Source organism: Bacillus sp. IS1 (genome assembly GCF_032461585.1).
In the GTDB taxonomy this organism is placed as follows: Bacteria; Bacillota; Bacilli; order Bacillales; family Bacillaceae; genus Bacillus; species Bacillus velezensis.
This window is the reverse complement of record NZ_JAWCWR010000004.1, coordinates 188,591-207,126: the sequence shown is the minus strand read 5'-3', so window position 1 is coordinate 207,126 and position 18,536 is coordinate 188,591. Positions and strand designations below refer to the sequence as shown.

Below are 18,536 nucleotides of genomic sequence, written 5' to 3'. Positions count from 1 at the left end.
TTCCCCTCCGTTTTTCAGCTTGAACGTCATCCGTTCCTCTATAGCTTGCTCCCGCGGTACGGATTTTCATCAGGAAGCTTTTTACGTTTATGTAAAAGCGCGTTGATTTCTCCTCCTAAAATCAGCAGTGTTCCCGTAAGATAAAACCAGATCATAAGGACGATAATTCCCCCGATGCTCCCGTATGTGGCGCTGTAGTTGGCAAAGGTGCCGACGTAAAATGAGAACAGCATACTGACGATAATCCAGCCGGCTGCCGCGAATACGGCTCCCGGCAGCACAAAACGGAGGGAAAGCCTTTTATTCGGCGCGAAAATGTAAAGCGCGGTAAACACGATTAAAAGGATAAGCGGACTGATACCCCAGCGGACAACCGACCATACCTGCAAAAACAGGCCGGAGGCGCCGATGAAATCTGCGGCCAGCATTCCGATTTCTCTGCCGAACACCGGCAGAAGCAATGCGATTAAAATCGTAACCACCATCGCGATGGTTAAAAAAATTGAGGTCAGGCGAATGATGATAAATGAGCGGTTTTCCTCGACTTCGTAGGCATGGTTAAATGCTCTGACAATCGCGTTCATACCATTCGAAGCCGACCAGATGACGGCGATAATCCCGAATGACAAAAGTCCGCCGCTGCGCTTGTTCAGCGTTTGCTCCGTAATGGATTTCACCATGGACATGGCGCTGTCGGGCGCGTATTGATCGACCGCCCCGAGCACGTCTTCTGCAGATATGGGAAGATAGGCGGTGAGCGTCAGCATGAAAATCATCAACGGAAACAATGACAGCAGGAAAAAATACGCCAGCTCCGCCGATTTACTTTGTCCTTCATGCAGAGAAAACCTTGCAAACAGCTCCTTTATAAAACTCATGACATCCCACCTCAATGATCGTTTTTCGAAAAATGCTCCTTCGTTTCTTTTAACAGGTCAATGACCTGCGGCGTCGTCTGCTTCAGCTTGGTGATCTGCCCGTTTAAAAAACCCAGATCTTCCGATACGGTATTGGCGATGATTTTCACTTGATCCAGTTTTGCAGAAGCCTGCTGTTTCAGGGCTTCAGGATGTTTCCGGTAAAATGCCGCCCGCCGCCTGCACGCGTCCATGTTCCGGAAACAGGCCTCTCTCGTCGGCTTATGTAATAAGGACAGTGCTCCGCCGGCGGCAGCGCCGATCAGAATCGCTTTTGCCATGATGCGTGCCTGCTTCATCGGTCAATCCCCCTTATAAATGATGGTCTTTCTTTATTGTCTCCAGCAAATGACGGCACCCGGATTCGACCAAAGCGTACACCTCGCTGAAATTCCCGGTATAATACGGATCGGGCACGTCCGCAAGGTCCGACTCCGGTACATAATCAAGCAGCCTTGCAATACGCGGCGCCGCTTTTTTATAACCGGCCATGCTGCGCAGATGTCCGATATTTTCTGCATCCATCGCAATGACGTAATCAAAATCGGTCAGATCAGACTCACGCACCTGCCTCGCCGTGATGCCGCTTGCGCTGATCCCTTTCTTCTTCAGGATCTCCTTTGTCCCTTCATGCGGCGGATTTCCCGCATGCCAGGCGCCGATTCCCGCTGAATCAATGTTAATCTGCCCGTTCAGCCCGTTTTTCTTCACCATATCAGAAAACACCGCCTCTGCCATAGGCGACCGGCAAATATTTCCCAGACAGACAAACAGCACATGTATCATATCAATAACCTCCCTATTCTTTCCCCGCATTTTGAGGATCAAAAACCTTATCATCATCTTAGCAACTTTTCTGCGGCTGTGGAAATAAGCTTTTATTCTAAATGAATTCTGTTAGAATAAAGGGTACGAAAACGGTCATGAAAGGATGCATGAATTTGCCGAGCCAACAAACAGAAACGTTAAACAAAATGATTGAAGACATTTCGCAAAAGCTCAACATGCTCAATGTCGGCGTCATCAGAGCGGAAGATTTCAGTGATGAAAAAATAGAAGATCTTACATACCTTCATCAAATGGTCATGAAAAAAGCATCATTCAGCCCGAGTGAAATGCAGGCCATTGCCGAGGAGCTCGCCTCTCTCAGAAAATAAACCCATGTCAGACCTGCCGAAAAACGGCGGGTCTTTTTTTGATTTAAAAAAGTAAAAAAGTTCATCGGTTTGACACATATAAAAAGAAGGAGTATAGTAACTGTGAACTTGGTGTAACGATATACTAAATGAGCGGGCCGCTTATCTTTTTTTATTTAGTAGAACGATATACCCGTTGTGATCTCAGCGTTATTCAAGTTTGTTTTGCAACCGTTTTATCAAACAGTTTTCAAAGAAAGGCAGTGGTTCAATAAAGGGGAATGGTGCTGTTCTTTTATCAATTTAAAAAATAATTTAATTCTTTATTAACCGCATTAGGGGATGTCATCATGAAAAACATATACACCAAAATGGCAGCGGGTCTTTATATTAACTATTTCCTGCTGGGCATGATCAATATTATTATCGCATCCAATATGGAGGCATTATCAAAACAGCTTCATACATCCGCAGCCGGGGTCAGCTATTTGGTCTCCGCCATCGGAATCGGGAAGCTGATTTCGCTTCTGTTTGCCGGGAAGCTTTCGGATACATTCGGGAGACGGCCGTTTATCGTATCGGGCGCCTTTCTGTATCTGATTTTCCTAATCGGAATTCCGCTTTCGACAAACTATACAGCCGCGTTTATCTTCGCCATTTTCGCCGGGATCGCCAATTCCTTTTTGGATTCCGGGACATATCCGGCGCTTATTGAAGGATTTCCGAAAAACGCAAGCTCTGCAACCGTGTTAATCAAAGCGTTTGTATCCATCGGCGCGACGGTGCTTCCGTTTTTTATCGCGTTTATTGCGGACAGGCATTTGTTTTACGGCTGGACGTTTTTCGTACCGGGCATTATTTTCTTCCTGAACGGCTTTTTCCTGTTAAAAGTTCCGTTTCCGAATCATAAGCAAAAAGAAGACGGCGGCCGGACGGAAGCCTCTCCGTCTGATGACGCGTTCACATCACAGCCGTCGATATGGCGCGAAGGCCTTGCGATCATTCTGTTAGGCTTTTCATCTACGGCGCTGTTTATGCTCGTTCAAGTATGGCTTCCTAAGTTCGGGCAAACCGTTTTGGGCATGCCTGAGGTGCAGGCCGTCAAATTGTTGAGCTATTACAGCATCGGGGCGCTTGTATCCGTATTATTGCTGGCAGTGCTGTTAAACAGAGTGATTCAGCCGATTACGGTAATGGTGCTGTACCCTGTGATCGCGGCAATCGCGCTGCTTGCTCTGATTTTCATTCATCAGCCGGCCGTATCAGTCATCAGCTCCTTTGTCATCGGACTTTCAACTGCGGGCATTCTGCAATTGGGGATGACGGTTATGGCTGTTTTATTCCCTAAAAATAAAGGTACGATCACATCTTTTGTTAATATAGCATCAAGCTTATCTTTTATTGTCATTCCGCTTGTAACGGGAGCGATATCCAAAGCGGCCGGCCTGACGCCTGTTTTTCTGCTTGATATCGGAATTGCGGCCGTCAGCGCCCTTCTCGCATTGTTTATCGGAATCCGCTTTAAGCAAGTGATGAAAGCCTGACTATTTTTTAAGGGAGAGGATTTATCAAATGCAATCTATCACGATCAGAAACACGGTCATCGGCGAAGGGCTTCCGAAGATCATTGTGCCGCTGATGGCGGCCGGAGAGAAAGAACTGCTCGAAGAAATTGAAGCCGTCAACAGGCTTCGCCCGGATATCATTGAGTGGCGGGCGGATGTATACGAGCACGTTGACAGCCTGGACGCCGTAAAAGGCATGCTTGAAAAGCTGCGGAAAGCCGCAGGTGCAACACCGCTGCTTTTCACATTCAGAACCCATAAAGAAGGCGGAAATAAAGTTATTGATGACCGCTTTTACATTGAATTGCTTAAAAACGTCATCGAAACAAAACACATTGACCTTGCAGACGTTGAGTTGTTTACGGGAGAAGCGGAAGTCAAATCAATTGTGAAAACCGCTGAAGACAACGGCGTATATGTCGTCATGTCCAATCACGATTTTCATCAGACACCGAAAAAAGAAGAAATCATTTCCCGGCTGCGGAACATGCAGGCGTACGGCGCGCACATTCCGAAAATCGCGGTGATGCCGCAAAGCACTGAAGATGTTTTCGTCTTATTGGATGCCACTCACACGATGAAAACACAATACGCAGACCGGCCGATCATCACGATGTCAATGGCGGGAACAGGCCTGATCAGCCGCCTGGCCGGCGAAGTCTTCGGCTCAGCGTGCACGTTCGGAGCGGGCAAAGAAGCATCAGCGCCCGGACAGATTCCCGTTGAAGAATTGCGCAGCGTACTCAGCATTTTAAATAAACATATGTAATCAGCGTTTTTCTGCCCTCAAAGCGGGATGAAAAACAAATGAATGGACTAACGGAGGAATACATCATGAAGAAAGATTTAGGACGGATTAACGGAAAAACTCAGCTTATCGGATTATTCGCGACACCGATCGGACACTCTTTATCTCCGGCGATGCACAACCTAGCGTTTAAAAAATTAGGATTGAACTACGCTTACCTCGCGTTTGAAGTCGGCAATGAACAGCTGGAAGATGTAGTAACGGGAATGCGCGCCTTAAACGTCAGAGGATTCAATGTCTCGATGCCGAACAAGATGAACATTCTCCCTTACCTCGATGAACTCGCGGATTCAGCGAAATTCACCGGCGCGGTGAATACAGTCGTTAATGAAAACGGCAGACTGATCGGACACTCCACTGACGGTATGGGATACGTCCGCAACTTAAAAGAACACGGCATCGATATCACAGGCAAAAAAATGACGCTGGTCGGTTCCGGCGGGGCCGCCACTCCGATAGCGATTCAATCCGCATTGGAAGGCCTCGGAGAAATTTCCATTTTCGCCCGCAATGACGCGTTTTTCGAAAAAGCGGAAGAAAACGTCCGCATCATCAATGAAGAAATGAAGGGATCTTCTTGTAAAGCGAAAGTCTTCCCGCTCGAAGATCAAGATGCGCTGCGTGCTGAAATCGCTTCAAGCGATATTTTCACAAACGGAACAGGTGTCGGCATGAAACCGCTTGAAGGCTTGAGCGTCATTGAAGATACATCCATGCTCCGTCCTGATTTGATTGTGACAGACGTCGTTTACAACCCCGTTACGTCGAAATTGCTTGAACAAGCTCAAGCGGCCGGCTGCAGCACCATTAACGGCCTCGGCATGATGCTTTGGCAGGGCGCCATGGCGTTTGAATATTGGACAGGCCGTGAAATGCCGGTTCAGTATATTAAAGAGCAAATGTTTGAATAACCTATTGTAATAGAAGCGCCGAAGGACAATCCGTCTTCCGGCGCTTTATCATTTTCTCCCCTCTCTCTTTCTTCTCATGCGCCAAAACGCTTATAATGGATGTAACGAATAAAAACCAAGTGAGGAATGCGACGTATGAAACAGCAAAAAAAACGCCGGGTGACATTGCAGCAGGTCGCTGAACATGCCGGCGTCTCAACATCCACCGCTTCATTAATCGTCCGCAACAATCCGCGAATTTCCGAAGCGACCCGTGAGAAAGTGCTGCAATCCATGCGGGAGCTGGGGTACGTATATGATCGGGTCGCCGCGAATTTACGATCACAGACGTCCACAACGGTAGGATTGATTATTACTGACATTTCCAATACGTTTTTCTCAGAGTTTCTGATCGGCGTTCAGAATACGCTTGAGGAAGTCGGATTAACGGTCCTGTTAGGCACGACATTTGATTCCGTCGCCAAGCAGGAGCAGCTGATCTCGACCATGCTGGAGCACAGGGTCGGCGGATTGATTTTGTGTCCGGTTTCAGGTACAGCTGAGGAAACCCTTTCCCGCCTTGAGCAGCTTGACATTCCGGTCGTGCTCGCCGTCAGGGAGATTGCCGATGCAGATTGTGATTTTGTCGGAGCCGATTATGAGGAAGGCACCTATAAGGCAGTGCGTCATTTCATTGAGAAAGGCCATCAGGAGATTGCGTTTCTGGGCGGCGTGAAGCACTCATCAACATGGACGAAGCGTATGAAAGGGTTTAAAAAAGCGCTCCGTGAAGCGGATCTGGAAGTGAAAAATGAATATGTCATTGACAGCGCGCCGACCCGCGAAGCAGGCTGTGAAGCCGTGACGGAGCTCCTCCGCCGGTCTGAGCGCCCGACCGCGATTTTCTGCTTCAGTGATTTGGTCGCGTTCGGCGTCATGCAAGGGATCAGAAAAGCCGGGCTCGTTCCGGGCGAAGATATTGACATTATCGGCTTTGATAACGTGCCGGAAGCTGAAATTTCTTATCCCCCGCTTACAACCGTTTCTTCCTTTCCGCGGCAGTCGGGAAAAGAAGCGGCTCAATTGCTGCATCATAAAATCACCAGTTCCCAGCACAAAAAACAACGCATTATTCTGGCGCCTGAGCTGGTCATCCGGGAATCTTCACAAAAAAAGCGGAACGCCTGATACGGCGCTCCGCTTTTATATTACGCAAGCAGTTTTAATGATTCGCGGTTGAATGCCGGAATGTCATCCGGTGTGCGGCTTGTAACCAGCTGGTTCTGGCAGACGACGACTTCTTTATCCACAACATTCGCGCCCGCGTTTTCCATGTCGATTCGGATTGAAGTAAACCCTGTCGCTTTGCGCCCGTCCAGTGCTTTCGCGTTGATGAGAAGCTGAGGTCCGTGGCAGATGGCGAACACCGGTTTTTTATCATCCATGAACGCTTTGGCAAATTGGACGAAACGGTCATCCGCACGCAGCATGTCAGGAGAGAATCCGCCCGGGATCAGCAATGCGTCAAAGTCTTTCGGATTCACATCATCGATGGACGCGTCCACTTTCACTTCCGCTTCCCCTTGTTTGCCTTTGACTGTTTTTCCTTTTTCCTGTTCAATTACGGTTAATTCATGACCCGCATCTTTAAAGGCTTTCGCAGGTTCAGTATACTCGACATCCTCAAAATAATCCGTTAATACAACTGCAATTTTTTTACCCATAGTTACTACCTCCTGCTTGATGAAGTCTACATAAATCCATGTACCCCAGCCACACTAACATCAAACATAGGTAACGCGTTTGCCGCTCATCCGTTTTACATAGGTCATTATCCTCATTTTTCATCTTTTTACAAGAATCATCATGAAATCTATATGAACTTTCACAAAATATTCTTACAATGGTACTGCATGACAAAATTTGTTGAAAGGTGGAGAACAGGTGAGAATACAGAAAAGACGATGCAGCGTCAATATGACACTCCGTATTCTGCTGCCCCTAGTTATGATACTTAGTCTAATCCTCCCAACATCACCCATTAAAGCAGAAGAAAACAAATCCTCCAGTGTGAATCTCAGCATTTTAGCCACAACTGACGTTCACGCTAACATGATGGACTACGATTACTACAGCGACAAACCGACAACGGAATTCGGGCTGGCCAGAACGGCTCAGCTTATTGAGAAGCACAGGCGTGAAAACCCGAATACGCTGCTTGTCGATAACGGAGACTTGATTCAGGGGAATCCCCTCGGAGAATACGCCGTAAAATATGAGAAAAATGATATCATTTCAGGCGCAAAGACCCATCCGATCATTGAAGTGATGAACAGTCTGCATTATGACGCAGGAACACTCGGCAATCATGAATTTAATTACGGGCTTGAATTCCTGGACGGGACAATCAAAGGCGCTGATTATCCGATCGTTAACGCCAATGTGAAAACATTAAGCGGCGAAAACCGTTATACGCCTTATGTCATAAAAGACAAAACCGTCAAGGATGAAAACGGCGGCAAGCATCAGATAAAAGTCGGCTACATCGGCTTTGTTCCTCCCCAAATTATGACGTGGGATAAGAAAAATCTCGAAGGCCGCGTTCAGGTCGAGGACATTGTGGAATCCGCAAAGAAAACCGTTCCGAAAATGAAAGCTGAAGGAGCCGATATCGTCATCGCCCTCGCCCACAGCGGCATCGAAAAAAAAGCGCAGTCTTCCGGAGCGGAAAACGCCGTTTTTGACCTGGCAACGAAAGTCGGCGGAATTGACGCGATCGTATCCGGCCATCAGCACGGGCTTTTCCCTGATGCCGAATACAAAGGCGCTGATCAATTCGACGTCGATAAAGGCACGATTAACGGCATCCCCGTTGTTATGTCAAGCAGCTGGGGCAAATATGCGGGCGTCATCGACCTCCGGCTTGAAAAAACAGACAGCGCGTGGCATGTGGAAGATGCAAAAGGCAGCATCGAGCCGATTGCCGGCAATGTGACGTCGGAAAACGAAACCGTCGTCAATACCGTCAAAAAAGCGCACGAAGGCACTTTGAAATACATCAGAGAACCCGTCGGCCAGACAAAAGCCGATATCAACAGTTTCTTCGCCCAAGTCAAAGATGATCCGTCCATTCAAATCGTAACGGATGCGCAAAAATGGTACGCCGAAAATAAGATGAAGGATACGGAATACAAAGATCTGCCTATCCTCTCGGCGGGCGCTCCGTTTAAAGCCGGCGGGCGGAACGGCTCAAACTACTATACAAACATTTCCGCTGGCGACCTCGCCATCAAAAACATCGGTGATTTGTACCTGTATGACAACACGGTTCAGATCGTCAAGCTGAACGGAAGCGAAGTGAAAGACTGGCTCGAAATGTCCGCGGGGCAATTTAATCAGATCGATCAGGCAAAAGGCGGCAGCCAAGCGCTTTTAAATGACGCCTACCGCTCATACAATTTTGATGTCATTGACGGTGTCACCTATCAGGTCGATGTCACAAAACCGGCGAAATACAACGAAAACGGAACAGTCATTCATCCCGATGCAAGCCGGATCGTCAACCTTTCTTATCAAGGAAAACCCGTCAGCGCCAAGCAGGAATTTCTGATCGTCACAAATAATTACCGCGCTTCAGGCGGCGGAGGATTCCCTCACTTAAGCAATGATAAAATCGTATATTCATCAGCCGATGAGAACAGGCAGGTCTTAATGGATTACATCATCCAGCAGAAAACGATTAATCCGCAGGCTGATCATAACTGGTCCATCCTTCCGGTCAAAGGGACAAACCTGACATTTGAATCTTCCTTGGCCGCAAAGCCGTTTGCCGACCGCGCAGATGACGTCGCCTATATCGGTGAATCACAAAACGCGGGCTACGGACAGTACAAGCTCCAATTCAAAGATGATGAACCGGGCACAGAGCCGCCGAAAGATGACGCATGGAAACTCACCGTTATGCATACAAACGACACGCACGCCCACCTTGATAACGCGGCGAGGCGGATGACGAAAATCAAAGAAATCAGAAGCGAAACCGACCGCAGCATTTTACTGGATGCGGGAGACGTTTTCTCAGGCGATCTCTATTTCACAAAGTGGCAGGGGCTGGCTGATTTAAAATTGATGAACAGCATGGGCTACGACGCAATGACCTTCGGAAATCATGAGTTTGATAAAGGTCCGGGTGCTCTCGCCAGCTTCCTGAGCGGTAACGGGAGCGCGGCTGATCCGTCCGGAAAATACAATTTTCAAGCGCCTGACTTTCCGCTCGTCAGCTCAAATGTCGATGTGTCCAAAGAGTCAAAACTCAGACCATTCATGAAAAAAGCAGATACTTTTACGGCAGGGAAAAAGAAAAAAGCAGGCATCTATCCATACATTCTGCTTGATGTAAACGGAGAAAAAGTCGCCGTATTCGGCTTAACGACAGAAGATACGTCCGTCACATCAAGCCCGGGAAAAAGCATTGTCTTTCATGATGCCTTCCAATCCGCACAAGATACGGTAAAAGAAATACAGAATAAGGAACATGTCAATAAAATTATCGCCCTGACCCATATCGGGCATCAGCGTGATCTCGATCTCGCCAAAAAGGTAAAAGGCATCGACTTGATCGTCGGCGGACATACGCATACGCTTGTAGATAAAATGGAAGTTGTCAAAAACGAAGAGCCGACCATCGTCGCCCAGGCAAAGGAATACGGCGAATATTTAGGCCGTGTCGATGTCGCATTTGACAAAAACGGCGTCGTTCTGCCGGAACAATCCTCTCTTCAGGCGCTGCCGGTGAACGAGCAGACGAAAGAAGACCCGGATCTGAAAAAAGAGCTTGATCCGTTTAAAAAAGAGCTCGTCTCAGTCAAAAATGAAAAAGTCGGTTCAACGAAGGTCGCACTTGACGGCCAGCGCGAGCATGTCCGCTCCAAAGAAACCAATCTCGGAAACTTCATCGCAGACGGCATGCTGCAAAAAGCGAAGGAAGCGGCCGGCGCCCAAATCGCGATCACAAACGGGGGCGGCATCCGCGCGGGCATTGATAAAGGAGACATCACACTCGGCGAGGTGCTGAATGTGATGCCGTTCGGCAACACGCTTTACGTCGCGGATTTAACCGGAAAACAGATCAAACAAGCCTTGGAACAAGGATTAAGCGGAATTGAGGCTCAAGGCGGCGCCTTCCCTCAAGTTGCCGGTTTAACATACACGTTTACACTGAATAAAAAGCCGGGACACCGCGTTCTTCAAGCTGCGGCCGTACAGGATGACGGCAGCGTAAAGCCGATTTCTGATAAGAAGACATACAGAGTCGCCACCAGTAACTTTGTCGGTGAAGGCGGAGACGGATATTCCGTCTTTAACGAAGCGTCCCATAAAGAAGACCTTGGCTTTGTCGACTATGAGGTCTTCACCGAGCAGCTTGAAAAAGCGGGGAAAGCGGTGGAACCGAAAGTTGACGGCCGCGCGCAGGAAGTGTACCTGCCGACGAAACAAAAAAACGGCTCGTGGACGCTTGAAGATGACAGCGCATTTGCCGTCTATGCCAAAAACGCTAACACGCCGATCGTGTATTACGATAAGAATGACGGCGCCAAAAAACCGATTGATCTCAGCGTGACAAAAAAACAAATCGGCCTGTTAAAGGACAGAACATCGGATTCTTCCCTTACGATCCTGCATGACAAGTTCAGCATGAAAATGCCGATGGCAAACGCTGCTTCAGCTGATACACGATTCGGCGTGACGCCGAAAGGAAAAGTAAGCGGGGCGCTTTCAAATGTTTACGACTTTACAATGAAGCAGAAAAACAAAGACATCAAAACATTCAAAGCGCCGGTAAAGCTCACCCTGCGCATTGAGAATACGAAAAAGGCGAAACAGCCGGGCATTTACCATGTAGACCGGAAAAAGAACGTCTATACAAAAACAGACAACGGTTCGGTTTCACACGATCTCGTCACGGGCTATACAAATCATTTCAGTGAATACACCATATTAAACGCAAATACGAAGAGCGCGCCGCCGACAAGCGGAGATCACGGCTCCGGAAAGCAGCCAAGCGGACAAAAACCGTCATCCGGCCCTGCGCAGGACGGGGTATCGCCGGGCGGCCTGCTTCCTGATACGGCCACAACGATGTATTCCATCCTTCTTGCCGGCTTTCTCATCAGCGCGCTCGGAACGGCACTGTATCTGTATCAAAGAAGAAAAGCAAAAAAAGTGAACGAAGCATAAAAAGACCGCTTTTATCGGGCGGTTCATCCCAAGAGCTCTCCTGATCTGATTTCAGGGGAGCTTTTTCTCTCGGTCCCCCTCTGAGTCGACAGCCGTACGGCCGAGTGATAAAATATGAACGTTATTCGCGAAAGACTGCATCCGCATCGTTTAACACTTCACGGCAGGGCCTCTCTTTCACACGGCGCCGCCTGTTTGGAGGACTTTTTTTGAAGATAACAGGAAACAACCGAAACCGCATGTCTTACAAGAAAAAGCTGTTTTACGTGATAACAGCGCTTTGTTTTATCAGCTCGCTCATTTTCGTCACTCACAACGCTTCTTTTTATGAGCGCCCGATTGCCAAAGTGACGAAAACAACATTGGAACATCAGTCTGACGTACAAGACATGCATAAAAACAAAGATAAGATTTTCAATCAGACGATCACTGCCAGACTTGAAAACGGCAGTCAGAAAGGACAGCTCATTCATTTGTCCAATCAGTATTCATCATCCGGAGCGAACGATCAGAAATATTCGATTGGCGATGAAGTATTCGTTTCTATTGATAAAGGGAAACCATCAAACAAAGATATATCGGGAAGCATTATAGATAAAAAACGGGATAAACAGCTTTTGCTGATCGCTTGGGTTTTCATCTTCACCTTGCTTATCGTCGGCAAAAAACAAGGCTTCTTTTCGATCGTCAGCCTGATGTTTAACGCCGTTTTACTGTCGTTTGCATTAGATTTGTACAGGAAGCATCCTAATATAGGGTTAATTTTCATCTGCGGTATCTGTATTCTCATCTTTACTGTCATCTCTTTGCTGCTTGTCAGCGGTTTTCACGCGAAAACATACGCCGCCATTGCCGCGACGCTCGCAGGCACTTTCGTTTCCCTGCTGATTACGTATCTGGTGATGCTGGCAACTGGAGAGAAAGGTCTCAGATATGAGGAAATGCAGTATTTAACCCGTCCTTATCACACGGTGTTCATGGCCGGGGTATTTATCGGATCACTGGGAGCGGTCATGGATGTAGCCATTACCATGACGTCATCTGTCTTCGGATTATATGAAGAAAACAAGGGTATCTCATTACAAGCTCTCAGACGTTCCGGGATGGAGATCGGAAAAGACATCATGGGGGCGATGACCAACATTCTGTTTTTTGCTTATATAAGCGGCTCTATTCCGATGATGCTGTTGTATTTGAAAAATGATTCCCCGATAGGATTCACTCTTTCTATGAACATTTCCTTGGAAATAGCCAGAGCATTGGCCGGAGGGATCGGAATCGTATTAGCCATACCCGCCAGTCTGTATGCTTCTATCTTTTTTATTAAACGAAAGAAGGCAAGCTCATGAATGTCATCGTAATTCTCGCGGCGATTTTATTTCTATTAATGGTCATCATCGGCGGAAAAAAAGGAGCGAGGTCTTTTATTGCGTTATTCTTAAATTTCGGTGTTCTCTTTCTCACCATCATTTTCATGACAGACCCGCATATCAATCCGATTGTTTTAACATTGCTCTCTTCCGCCGTGATTTGCAGCATTACTCTTTTTTATATTAATGGAGGAAACGTCAAAACCGTAACCGCCTTTATTTCCGCAATGCTGACGATTGCATTGCTGCTGTTTTTTATTATGTCTGTAACAAAACATACTTCGATTCAGGGATTCGGTGAAGAAGAATTGGGTGATATCGGCATATTCACACTGTTTGTCGGGGTGGATTTTGTGAAGGTTACCGCAGCCATGATCATCATGGGCACGATTGGGGCGATTATCGATGTCGCGATTTCCATTACTTCACCCATGCGGGAAATTTACAGTCATAATCCGTCCATGAGCAGAAAAGATCTGTACACATTCGGATTAAGCATCGGGAGAGATATTTTAGGAACGAATACGAATACGTTATTCTTTGCTTTTTTCGGCAGCTATTTGGCTTTAATTATCTGGTTTAAAGACTTATCATACTCAGCTGAAAAAATTGTGAACTCAAAAGTATTCAGTGCGGAAGCCGTCACCATTCTTTGTGCCGGAATCGGGATCGGCATCATCATTCCCGTTACATCCTGGATCACCGCCTGTTTTTTAGCAAAACCAAATAAACATTAAAAGCTGCCGGGACACGCCCGGCAGCTTTTTTTATCTTATACCCACTTTACAATGTCTTTTGAGGCAGATCTTGTTTTCGGGCGCGGTTCTCTGACACGGTAGCCGAATGCGGCCATAACAGAGATGTCGAAACTTCCGTTTTCCAGAAGCCCTTCTTCTTCAAGAATCCGGTGAATTTCTTTGTAGTTGAAGCCTTCTACAGGGCAGGAGTCGATTCCGATCTGCGCAGCGGCAGTCATCATATTGCCGAGGGCGATGTAAGTCTGTTTGGATGCCCAGTCAAACAACGCGCGATCTGATTCAAGCAGATTGAAATCATTTTTCTGGAAATCTTCCGTTTTGCTGATATAGCCTTCATACATATCTTCCGGCATTTTTTTGACTTCCCGCAAGTGATTTTTGACATAGTCGGCGTCAAAACGGATATCCTTTGCCGTCCGGGCAAGCAGAAGTACGAAATGGCTTGCGGTCGGCAGCTGCTTTTGCGCGCCCCATGTGAACTCGCGGAGTTTTTCACGAAGCTCCGGATTTTGAACGACGACAAATTTCCAAGGCTCCAAACCGAGTGAGCTTGGGGATAATCTTCCCGTTTCTAAAATGAATTCAAAATCGCTTTCTGAAATTTTTTTCTCAGGATCAAATTCCTTTGTGGCGTGTCTGAATTGATACGCTTCGATGATCTGCTGTTTTTTATCTGACATTCATGATCTCTCCTTTTCAATCGTTATGTACTATTGTAGCCAATATTTTTGAAAGTACCAGTACGCACATTTTTGTTGGATAGTATTCATTTTGATACTGACAAAAAAAACGGCTGCCGCGGCAGTCCGTTTTTATTTTTCTCTTCTCGCAAAGTCGACGAAACGGAATTTATCGAGCCTGTGCCGGCTTTCCGTGTACTGAAAGAGGCTGGTATCCTCCAAAAAGACGCGGTTTTTCACGACCGCCATATGGCTGAATCCGCCGAGATCCAAATACTTCCGGTCCTCTTCCCCCGCCGGCTCCACGACAATTTCCTTTTGCGCGTAGCTGATGGACAAGCCGAGCTCTCCTTCGAGATACTCATAGATCGAATCTTCGCAAATCGCCTTCGTCAATAGAGGCACGTGTTTTTTCACAAAGTAATCCTTGTCCAAAATAATATGTTCTCCGTCAATCCGTCTTGATCTGACGACTTCCCACACCTTTTCATCCGCTTCTGCACCAAGCTCTTTTGCGGCTTCTGAGGGAGGCGGGATCAGCCCGAGACGGTGAACCGCCGTTCTCGTCTCTTTTCCGAGCGTTTCTGAAAGCTCTTTGAAGCTGATCAGGCCTGAGACGGGAAAACGCATTTTTTCTCTATCTAATATGACGGAGCCTTTGCCTTTGATTTTCTGGATGTAGCCGTTTTGCGCCAGCATATTGAGCGCTTTGCGGACGGTTTCTCGTGATGTGCCGTATTGATCGCACAAATCATTTTCAGACGGAAGAACGTCTTCAGCCTTCCGCTGGCCGCTTTCGATCTGCCGCACCATATCTTTATAGATTGTGATGTATTTATTCACTTTCATTTGACCACCCAGATTAGTGTATCACGCTTTTGTCAGATGATAAACGATCGATTCATACGGACGGAGCGTCAATCGTTCCGGCCGCCCTTCCCTCGGTTCATCATTCGTCAGCAGCACCGTAAACCGCCAGCCGTCCGTGTCTTTAAGCGGAACCGTAAAGTCCGCTTCTTTCCCGTAGAAGTTGTTGATGCACAGCAGTTTTTCATCCTTGCCGTGTCTGACGTACGCCAGAACCGCCGGATCGTCTTCAGCAAGCAGCTCAAACGTTCCTTCAGTCACGATGTCATATTCCTTTCTGAGCTTGATGAGCTTCTGATAATGGTAGAAAATTGAATCCGGGTCCCGCAAAGCCGCTTCCGCGTTAATGTCCCTATAATCATCCGCCGCCGGAATCCAAGACGTTCCCGTCGTGAAACCGCCGTGCGGCCCGCTGTTCCACTGAATGGGGGTTCTTGCATTGTCTCTTGATTTCTCTTTTAAAATGGCGATAATGTCATTTTCGGGCACGCCTTCTTCCTTCATCTTTTTGTAAATGTTCAATGATTCGACATCGCGGTATGAGCCGATGTCATCGAATTTCGGATTGCCCATGCCGATCTCCTCACCTTGATAAATGTAAGGCGTGCCCTGCATCATATGAATGGCCGACGCCAGCATTTTGGCTGATTTCGTCCGGTATACGCCGTCGTCTCCGTATCTGGATACGGCCCGCGGCTGGTCATGGTTGCACCAGAATAATGCATTCCAGCCTCCGCCTTTTTGCATCTCCGTCTGCCAAAACGCTAAAATCCGTTTCAGCTTCAGAAAATCAAACGGAGCGAGCGCCCATTTTTCACCATTCGGATAATCCACTTTTAAATGATGAAAGTTAAAGGTCATATCGAGTTCTTTATTCTCAGGGTTTGTGTACCGGATGCAGTGGTCAGCCGTTGTCGAGGACATTTCACCGACCGTCATGCTGTCATATTTCGAAAACACTTCCCGGTTCATCTCATGGAGAAATTCGTGCACGCGCGGCCCGTCCGTATAATAAGGGCGCCCGTCACGCCCATCCTCGGCATCAGGAAACGATTGGTCTTTAGAAATGAGGTTGATCACATCCAGCCGGAAGCCGTCGATCCCTTTTCGGAACCAAAAATGCATCATGTCGTAAACCTGTTTTCTCATCTCTTCATTTTCCCAGTTCAAATCGGCCTGCGACACATCAAATAAATGCAGATAGTGCTGGCCTGACACCGGGTCGAGCTCCCAAGCGGAACCGCCGAATTTTGATTCCCAGTTGTTCGGCGCCCGGCCGTCTTCCTTTCCGTCTTTCCAAATGTAAAAATCCCGATACAGACTGTCGGGTGACGAGACCGCTTCTTTGAACCACCGATGCTCGACTGATGTATGGTTTACGACAAGATCCATGACGACCTTGATTCCTCTTTTGTGCGCTTCATCGAGAAGGCGTTCAAAATCCTCCATCGTTCCGTATTCCTCATAAATGGTGCAGTAATCGCGAATGTCATAACCGTTGTCATTCTGCGGCGAATCGTAAATCGGCGTAAGCCAAATGACATCAATCAAAAGCTTCTGCAAATAATCAAGCTTCTCGATAATACCGTTCAGATCACCGATCCCGTTTCCCGTCGTATCATTAAAGCTCTTCGGATAAATTTGATATACCGCTGCCTTTTTCCACCATGGTGTGCTGTCTGTTTTCATTTTTCTTCACCGCCTGTAATGTTTTGAATTGAAAGGGAAAAGGGACAGCCTGATAGAAGGCGCCCCGCAGGTTTTCTATTTTTGCCGTTTCAGCCGCGCATACCCGTATGTGCCCGCAAACGGGAGAATCAGCACGATCAGCATTCCGATCGCAAACGGACCCCAGTACTGACTCATAATGGAGAAGATTCCCGGCACGCCGCCGACTCCGACCGAGCTTGCGAGAACGCCTTTGACGGAGATGAACATCCCCGCGATTCCCGAACTGATCATGGCGATCACAAACGGAAATTTGTAACGCAGATTCACGCCGAAAATCGCCGGCTCGGTAATGCCCAAATATGCGGAAATGCCGGCCGTCAGTGAAAGCCCCCGCTGTTTTTTATCTTTTGTGATCAGCATCATGGCCAAAGCCGCCGATCCTTGAGCGATATTTGACAATGCGAGCATCGGCCATAAAAATGTGCCGCCGAGCTTTGATCCGATTAATTGAAGATCGACCGCCAGAAACGTATGATGCATCCCCGTGATCACAAGCGCCGAATACAGCCCTCCGTACAGCAGGCCTCCGATGGCGGAGAATTGGCCGAAAACGGCAATCAATCCCGCCGTCAGCGCGTTACCGATCGCAAAGGTAATCGGACCGATGATGACAAAGGATAGAAAACCGATGACCAAAAGCGTCACCGGCGCGACGACCAACAGCTGAATGCCCTCCGGCGTCCGTTTCGTCAAAAAGAGCTCAAGCTTGGCAAGTAAATAAGACGCCAGCAAAATCGGGAGCACCTGACCTTGATACCCGACTTTCTGCACCTCAAGGCCGAACAGGTTCCACACCGGAATATCGCCGCTCTGCTCGGCGGCCCCGTAGCCCCATGCGTTTAACAGATCAGGATGCACCAGCATCAGCCCGAGCACAATGCCCAAAAGCGGGCTTCCTCCGAACCGCTTCACTGCCGACCAGCCGATTAAAGCCGGCAGAAAAGCGAAGGCCGTCCCCGCGATCAGATTAATCATATTGGCGAGATCCGCCCATTGCGGATACACTTGGACAATCGATTTTTCGCTGTAGAAAATGCCTTCCGCCGTTAAGATGTTGTTCAGACCCATTAAAAGCCCGGCCGTGACGATCGCCGGCAAGATCGGAATAAAGATGTCCGCAAGCGTTTTCACAGCACGCTGTAAAGGATTCATTTTTTGCGTTGCCGCCTTCTTCACGTCATCCTTGGACGCTTCGCCAATCCCCGTTTCCTTCACTAATTCCGCATATACTTTGTTGACCGTCCCCTGCCCGATCACGACTTGAAACTGCCCGTTTACCGCAAAAGATCCTTTGACAATGTCTATTGCATCAAGCATTTTTTGGTTTACTTTGGTTTCATCTATTAATGCAAACCGCAAACGCGTCACACAATGAGTCGCCGCCTCAATATTTTCGATTCCGCCGACAGCTTCAGCGATCTGCCGCGCAGCCCGGTTAAACTCACCCATGCCATCCCCTCCGTAACCGTTTTCATTTTGTCTTACAAACTTGTATATACATGTTTATGACTCTATTGTAATGATGTATATACATGTCGTCAATCTATTTTTATAGCGCTTTCATCACAAATATACTG

16 protein-coding genes are annotated in these 18,536 nt (G+C 47.7%); 8 read left to right on the top strand and 8 right to left on the bottom strand.

Annotated elements, in window-relative coordinates:
• Nucleotides 1-38: 38 nt before the first annotated feature.
• Genes RUW00_RS16320 through RUW00_RS16310 form a run of 3 tightly spaced genes read right to left on the bottom strand, consistent with a single transcriptional unit; the run spans nt 39 to nt 1,703 of the window.
• Complete coding sequence (locus RUW00_RS16320; RefSeq protein ID WP_007408509.1) at nt 39-878, bottom strand: YihY family inner membrane protein; 840 nt, start codon at nt 876-878, stop codon at nt 39-41.
• 11 nt (nt 879-889) lie between these two features.
• Nucleotides 890-1,216 carry a hypothetical protein gene (locus RUW00_RS16315; RefSeq protein WP_014417197.1) on the bottom strand — a complete coding sequence of 109 codons (327 nt, stop codon included), beginning with the start codon at nt 1,214-1,216 and terminating at the stop codon, nt 890-892.
• Nucleotides 1,217-1,229: 13 nt separating this feature from the next.
• Nucleotides 1,230-1,703: a low molecular weight protein-tyrosine-phosphatase gene (locus tag RUW00_RS16310; protein ID WP_012117078.1), complete on the bottom strand. Its 474-nt coding sequence runs from the start codon at nt 1,701-1,703 to the stop codon at nt 1,230-1,232.
• Between the two features lie 155 nt (nt 1,704-1,858).
• On the opposite strand from RUW00_RS16310, the gene RUW00_RS16305 reads away from it, so the two are divergent.
• The 5 genes from RUW00_RS16305 (at nt 1,859) to RUW00_RS16285 (ending at nt 6,504) form a co-directional block, all read left to right on the top strand.
• A complete protein-coding gene (locus RUW00_RS16305; protein WP_003155571.1) occupies nt 1,859-2,074 on the top strand; it encodes a DUF1128 domain-containing protein in 216 nt (71 codons plus the stop codon).
• 329 nt (nt 2,075-2,403) lie between these two features.
• Complete coding sequence (locus tag RUW00_RS16300) at nt 2,404-3,597, top strand: MFS transporter (protein WP_280144944.1); 1,194 nt, start codon at nt 2,404-2,406, stop codon at nt 3,595-3,597.
• 28 nt (nt 3,598-3,625) lie between these two features.
• Nucleotides 3,626-4,387 (top strand): type I 3-dehydroquinate dehydratase, encoded by a 762-nt coding sequence (aroD, locus tag RUW00_RS16295; RefSeq protein WP_280144943.1) that lies wholly within the window; start codon nt 3,626-3,628, stop codon nt 4,385-4,387.
• 65 nt (nt 4,388-4,452) lie between these two features.
• Entirely contained in the window at nt 4,453-5,337 is an 885-nt protein-coding gene (locus tag RUW00_RS16290) for a shikimate dehydrogenase (protein WP_014720860.1), read from the top strand.
• 135 nt (nt 5,338-5,472) lie between these two features.
• On the top strand, nt 5,473-6,504 hold the full coding sequence (locus RUW00_RS16285; RefSeq protein WP_017419112.1) for a LacI family DNA-binding transcriptional regulator: 1,032 nt from the start codon (nt 5,473-5,475) through the stop codon (nt 6,502-6,504).
• A gap of 20 nt (nt 6,505-6,524) precedes the next feature.
• Here RUW00_RS16285 and RUW00_RS16280 read toward each other — a convergent pair whose 3' ends face one another.
• Nucleotides 6,525-7,040, bottom strand: coding sequence for a type 1 glutamine amidotransferase domain-containing protein (locus RUW00_RS16280; protein ID WP_017419111.1), 516 nt, complete (start codon nt 7,038-7,040; stop codon nt 6,525-6,527).
• Between the two features lie 220 nt (nt 7,041-7,260).
• Here RUW00_RS16280 and RUW00_RS16275 point away from each other — a divergent pair, with 220 nt between their 5' ends.
• From RUW00_RS16275 to RUW00_RS16265, 3 genes are all read left to right on the top strand, one after another.
• Nucleotides 7,261-11,553, top strand: coding sequence for a multifunctional 2',3'-cyclic-nucleotide 2'-phosphodiesterase/3'-nucleotidase/5'-nucleotidase (locus RUW00_RS16275; protein WP_280144942.1), 4,293 nt, complete (start codon nt 7,261-7,263; stop codon nt 11,551-11,553).
• A 209-nt stretch (nt 11,554-11,762) separates the two neighbouring features.
• Nucleotides 11,763-12,902, top strand: a complete 1,140-nt coding sequence (locus tag RUW00_RS16270) for a YibE/F family protein (protein WP_280144941.1) — start codon at nt 11,763-11,765, stop codon at nt 12,900-12,902.
• Nucleotides 12,899-13,660: a YibE/F family protein gene (locus RUW00_RS16265; protein WP_094296478.1), complete on the top strand. Its 762-nt coding sequence runs from the start codon at nt 12,899-12,901 to the stop codon at nt 13,658-13,660. Before RUW00_RS16270 ends, RUW00_RS16265 begins: the two co-directional genes overlap by 4 nt.
• 35 nt (nt 13,661-13,695) lie before the next feature.
• Here RUW00_RS16265 and RUW00_RS16260 read toward each other — a convergent pair whose 3' ends face one another.
• The 4 genes from RUW00_RS16260 to treP form a co-directional block, all read right to left on the bottom strand.
• Nucleotides 13,696-14,361: an NAD(P)H-dependent oxidoreductase gene (locus RUW00_RS16260; protein ID WP_061861964.1), complete on the bottom strand. Its 666-nt coding sequence runs from the start codon at nt 14,359-14,361 to the stop codon at nt 13,696-13,698.
• A 132-nt stretch (nt 14,362-14,493) separates the two neighbouring features.
• Nucleotides 14,494-15,210 (bottom strand): trehalose operon repressor, encoded by a 717-nt coding sequence (gene treR / locus RUW00_RS16255; protein WP_128496508.1) that lies wholly within the window; start codon nt 15,208-15,210, stop codon nt 14,494-14,496.
• A gap of 21 nt (nt 15,211-15,231) precedes the next feature.
• Entirely contained in the window at nt 15,232-16,917 is a 1,686-nt protein-coding gene (gene treC / locus RUW00_RS16250; RefSeq protein WP_280144940.1) for an alpha,alpha-phosphotrehalase, read from the bottom strand.
• Between the two features lie 75 nt (nt 16,918-16,992).
• Nucleotides 16,993-18,408 (bottom strand): PTS system trehalose-specific EIIBC component, encoded by a 1,416-nt coding sequence (treP, locus tag RUW00_RS16245; protein ID WP_280144939.1) that lies wholly within the window; start codon nt 18,406-18,408, stop codon nt 16,993-16,995.
• Nucleotides 18,409-18,536: the final 128 nt, after the last annotated feature.

Coding starts and splice junctions, on each gene's coding strand:
- RUW00_RS16310 (WP_012117078.1), bottom strand. CDS start 1,703: ATGATACATGTGCTGTTTGTCTGTCTGGGAAATATTTGCCGGTCGCCT.
- RUW00_RS16320 (WP_007408509.1), bottom strand. CDS start 878: ATGAGTTTTATAAAGGAGCTGTTTGCAAGGTTTTCTCTGCATGAAGGA.
- treC (WP_280144940.1), bottom strand. CDS start 16,917: ATGAAAACAGACAGCACACCATGGTGGAAAAAGGCAGCGGTATATCAA.
- RUW00_RS16265 (WP_094296478.1), top strand. CDS start 12,899: ATGAATGTCATCGTAATTCTCGCGGCGATTTTATTTCTATTAATGGTC.
- RUW00_RS16280 (WP_017419111.1), bottom strand. CDS start 7,040: ATGGGTAAAAAAATTGCAGTTGTATTAACGGATTATTTTGAGGATGTC.
- RUW00_RS16315 (WP_014417197.1), bottom strand. CDS start 1,216: ATGAAGCAGGCACGCATCATGGCAAAAGCGATTCTGATCGGCGCTGCC.
- RUW00_RS16300 (WP_280144944.1), top strand. CDS start 2,404: ATGAAAAACATATACACCAAAATGGCAGCGGGTCTTTATATTAACTAT.
- treP (WP_280144939.1), bottom strand. CDS start 18,408: ATGGGTGAGTTTAACCGGGCTGCGCGGCAGATCGCTGAAGCTGTCGGC.
- RUW00_RS16290 (WP_014720860.1), top strand. CDS start 4,453: ATGAAGAAAGATTTAGGACGGATTAACGGAAAAACTCAGCTTATCGGA.
- aroD (WP_280144943.1), top strand. CDS start 3,626: ATGCAATCTATCACGATCAGAAACACGGTCATCGGCGAAGGGCTTCCG.
- treR (WP_128496508.1), bottom strand. CDS start 15,210: ATGAAAGTGAATAAATACATCACAATCTATAAAGATATGGTGCGGCAG.
- RUW00_RS16260 (WP_061861964.1), bottom strand. CDS start 14,361: ATGTCAGATAAAAAACAGCAGATCATCGAAGCGTATCAATTCAGACAC.
- RUW00_RS16285 (WP_017419112.1), top strand. CDS start 5,473: ATGAAACAGCAAAAAAAACGCCGGGTGACATTGCAGCAGGTCGCTGAA.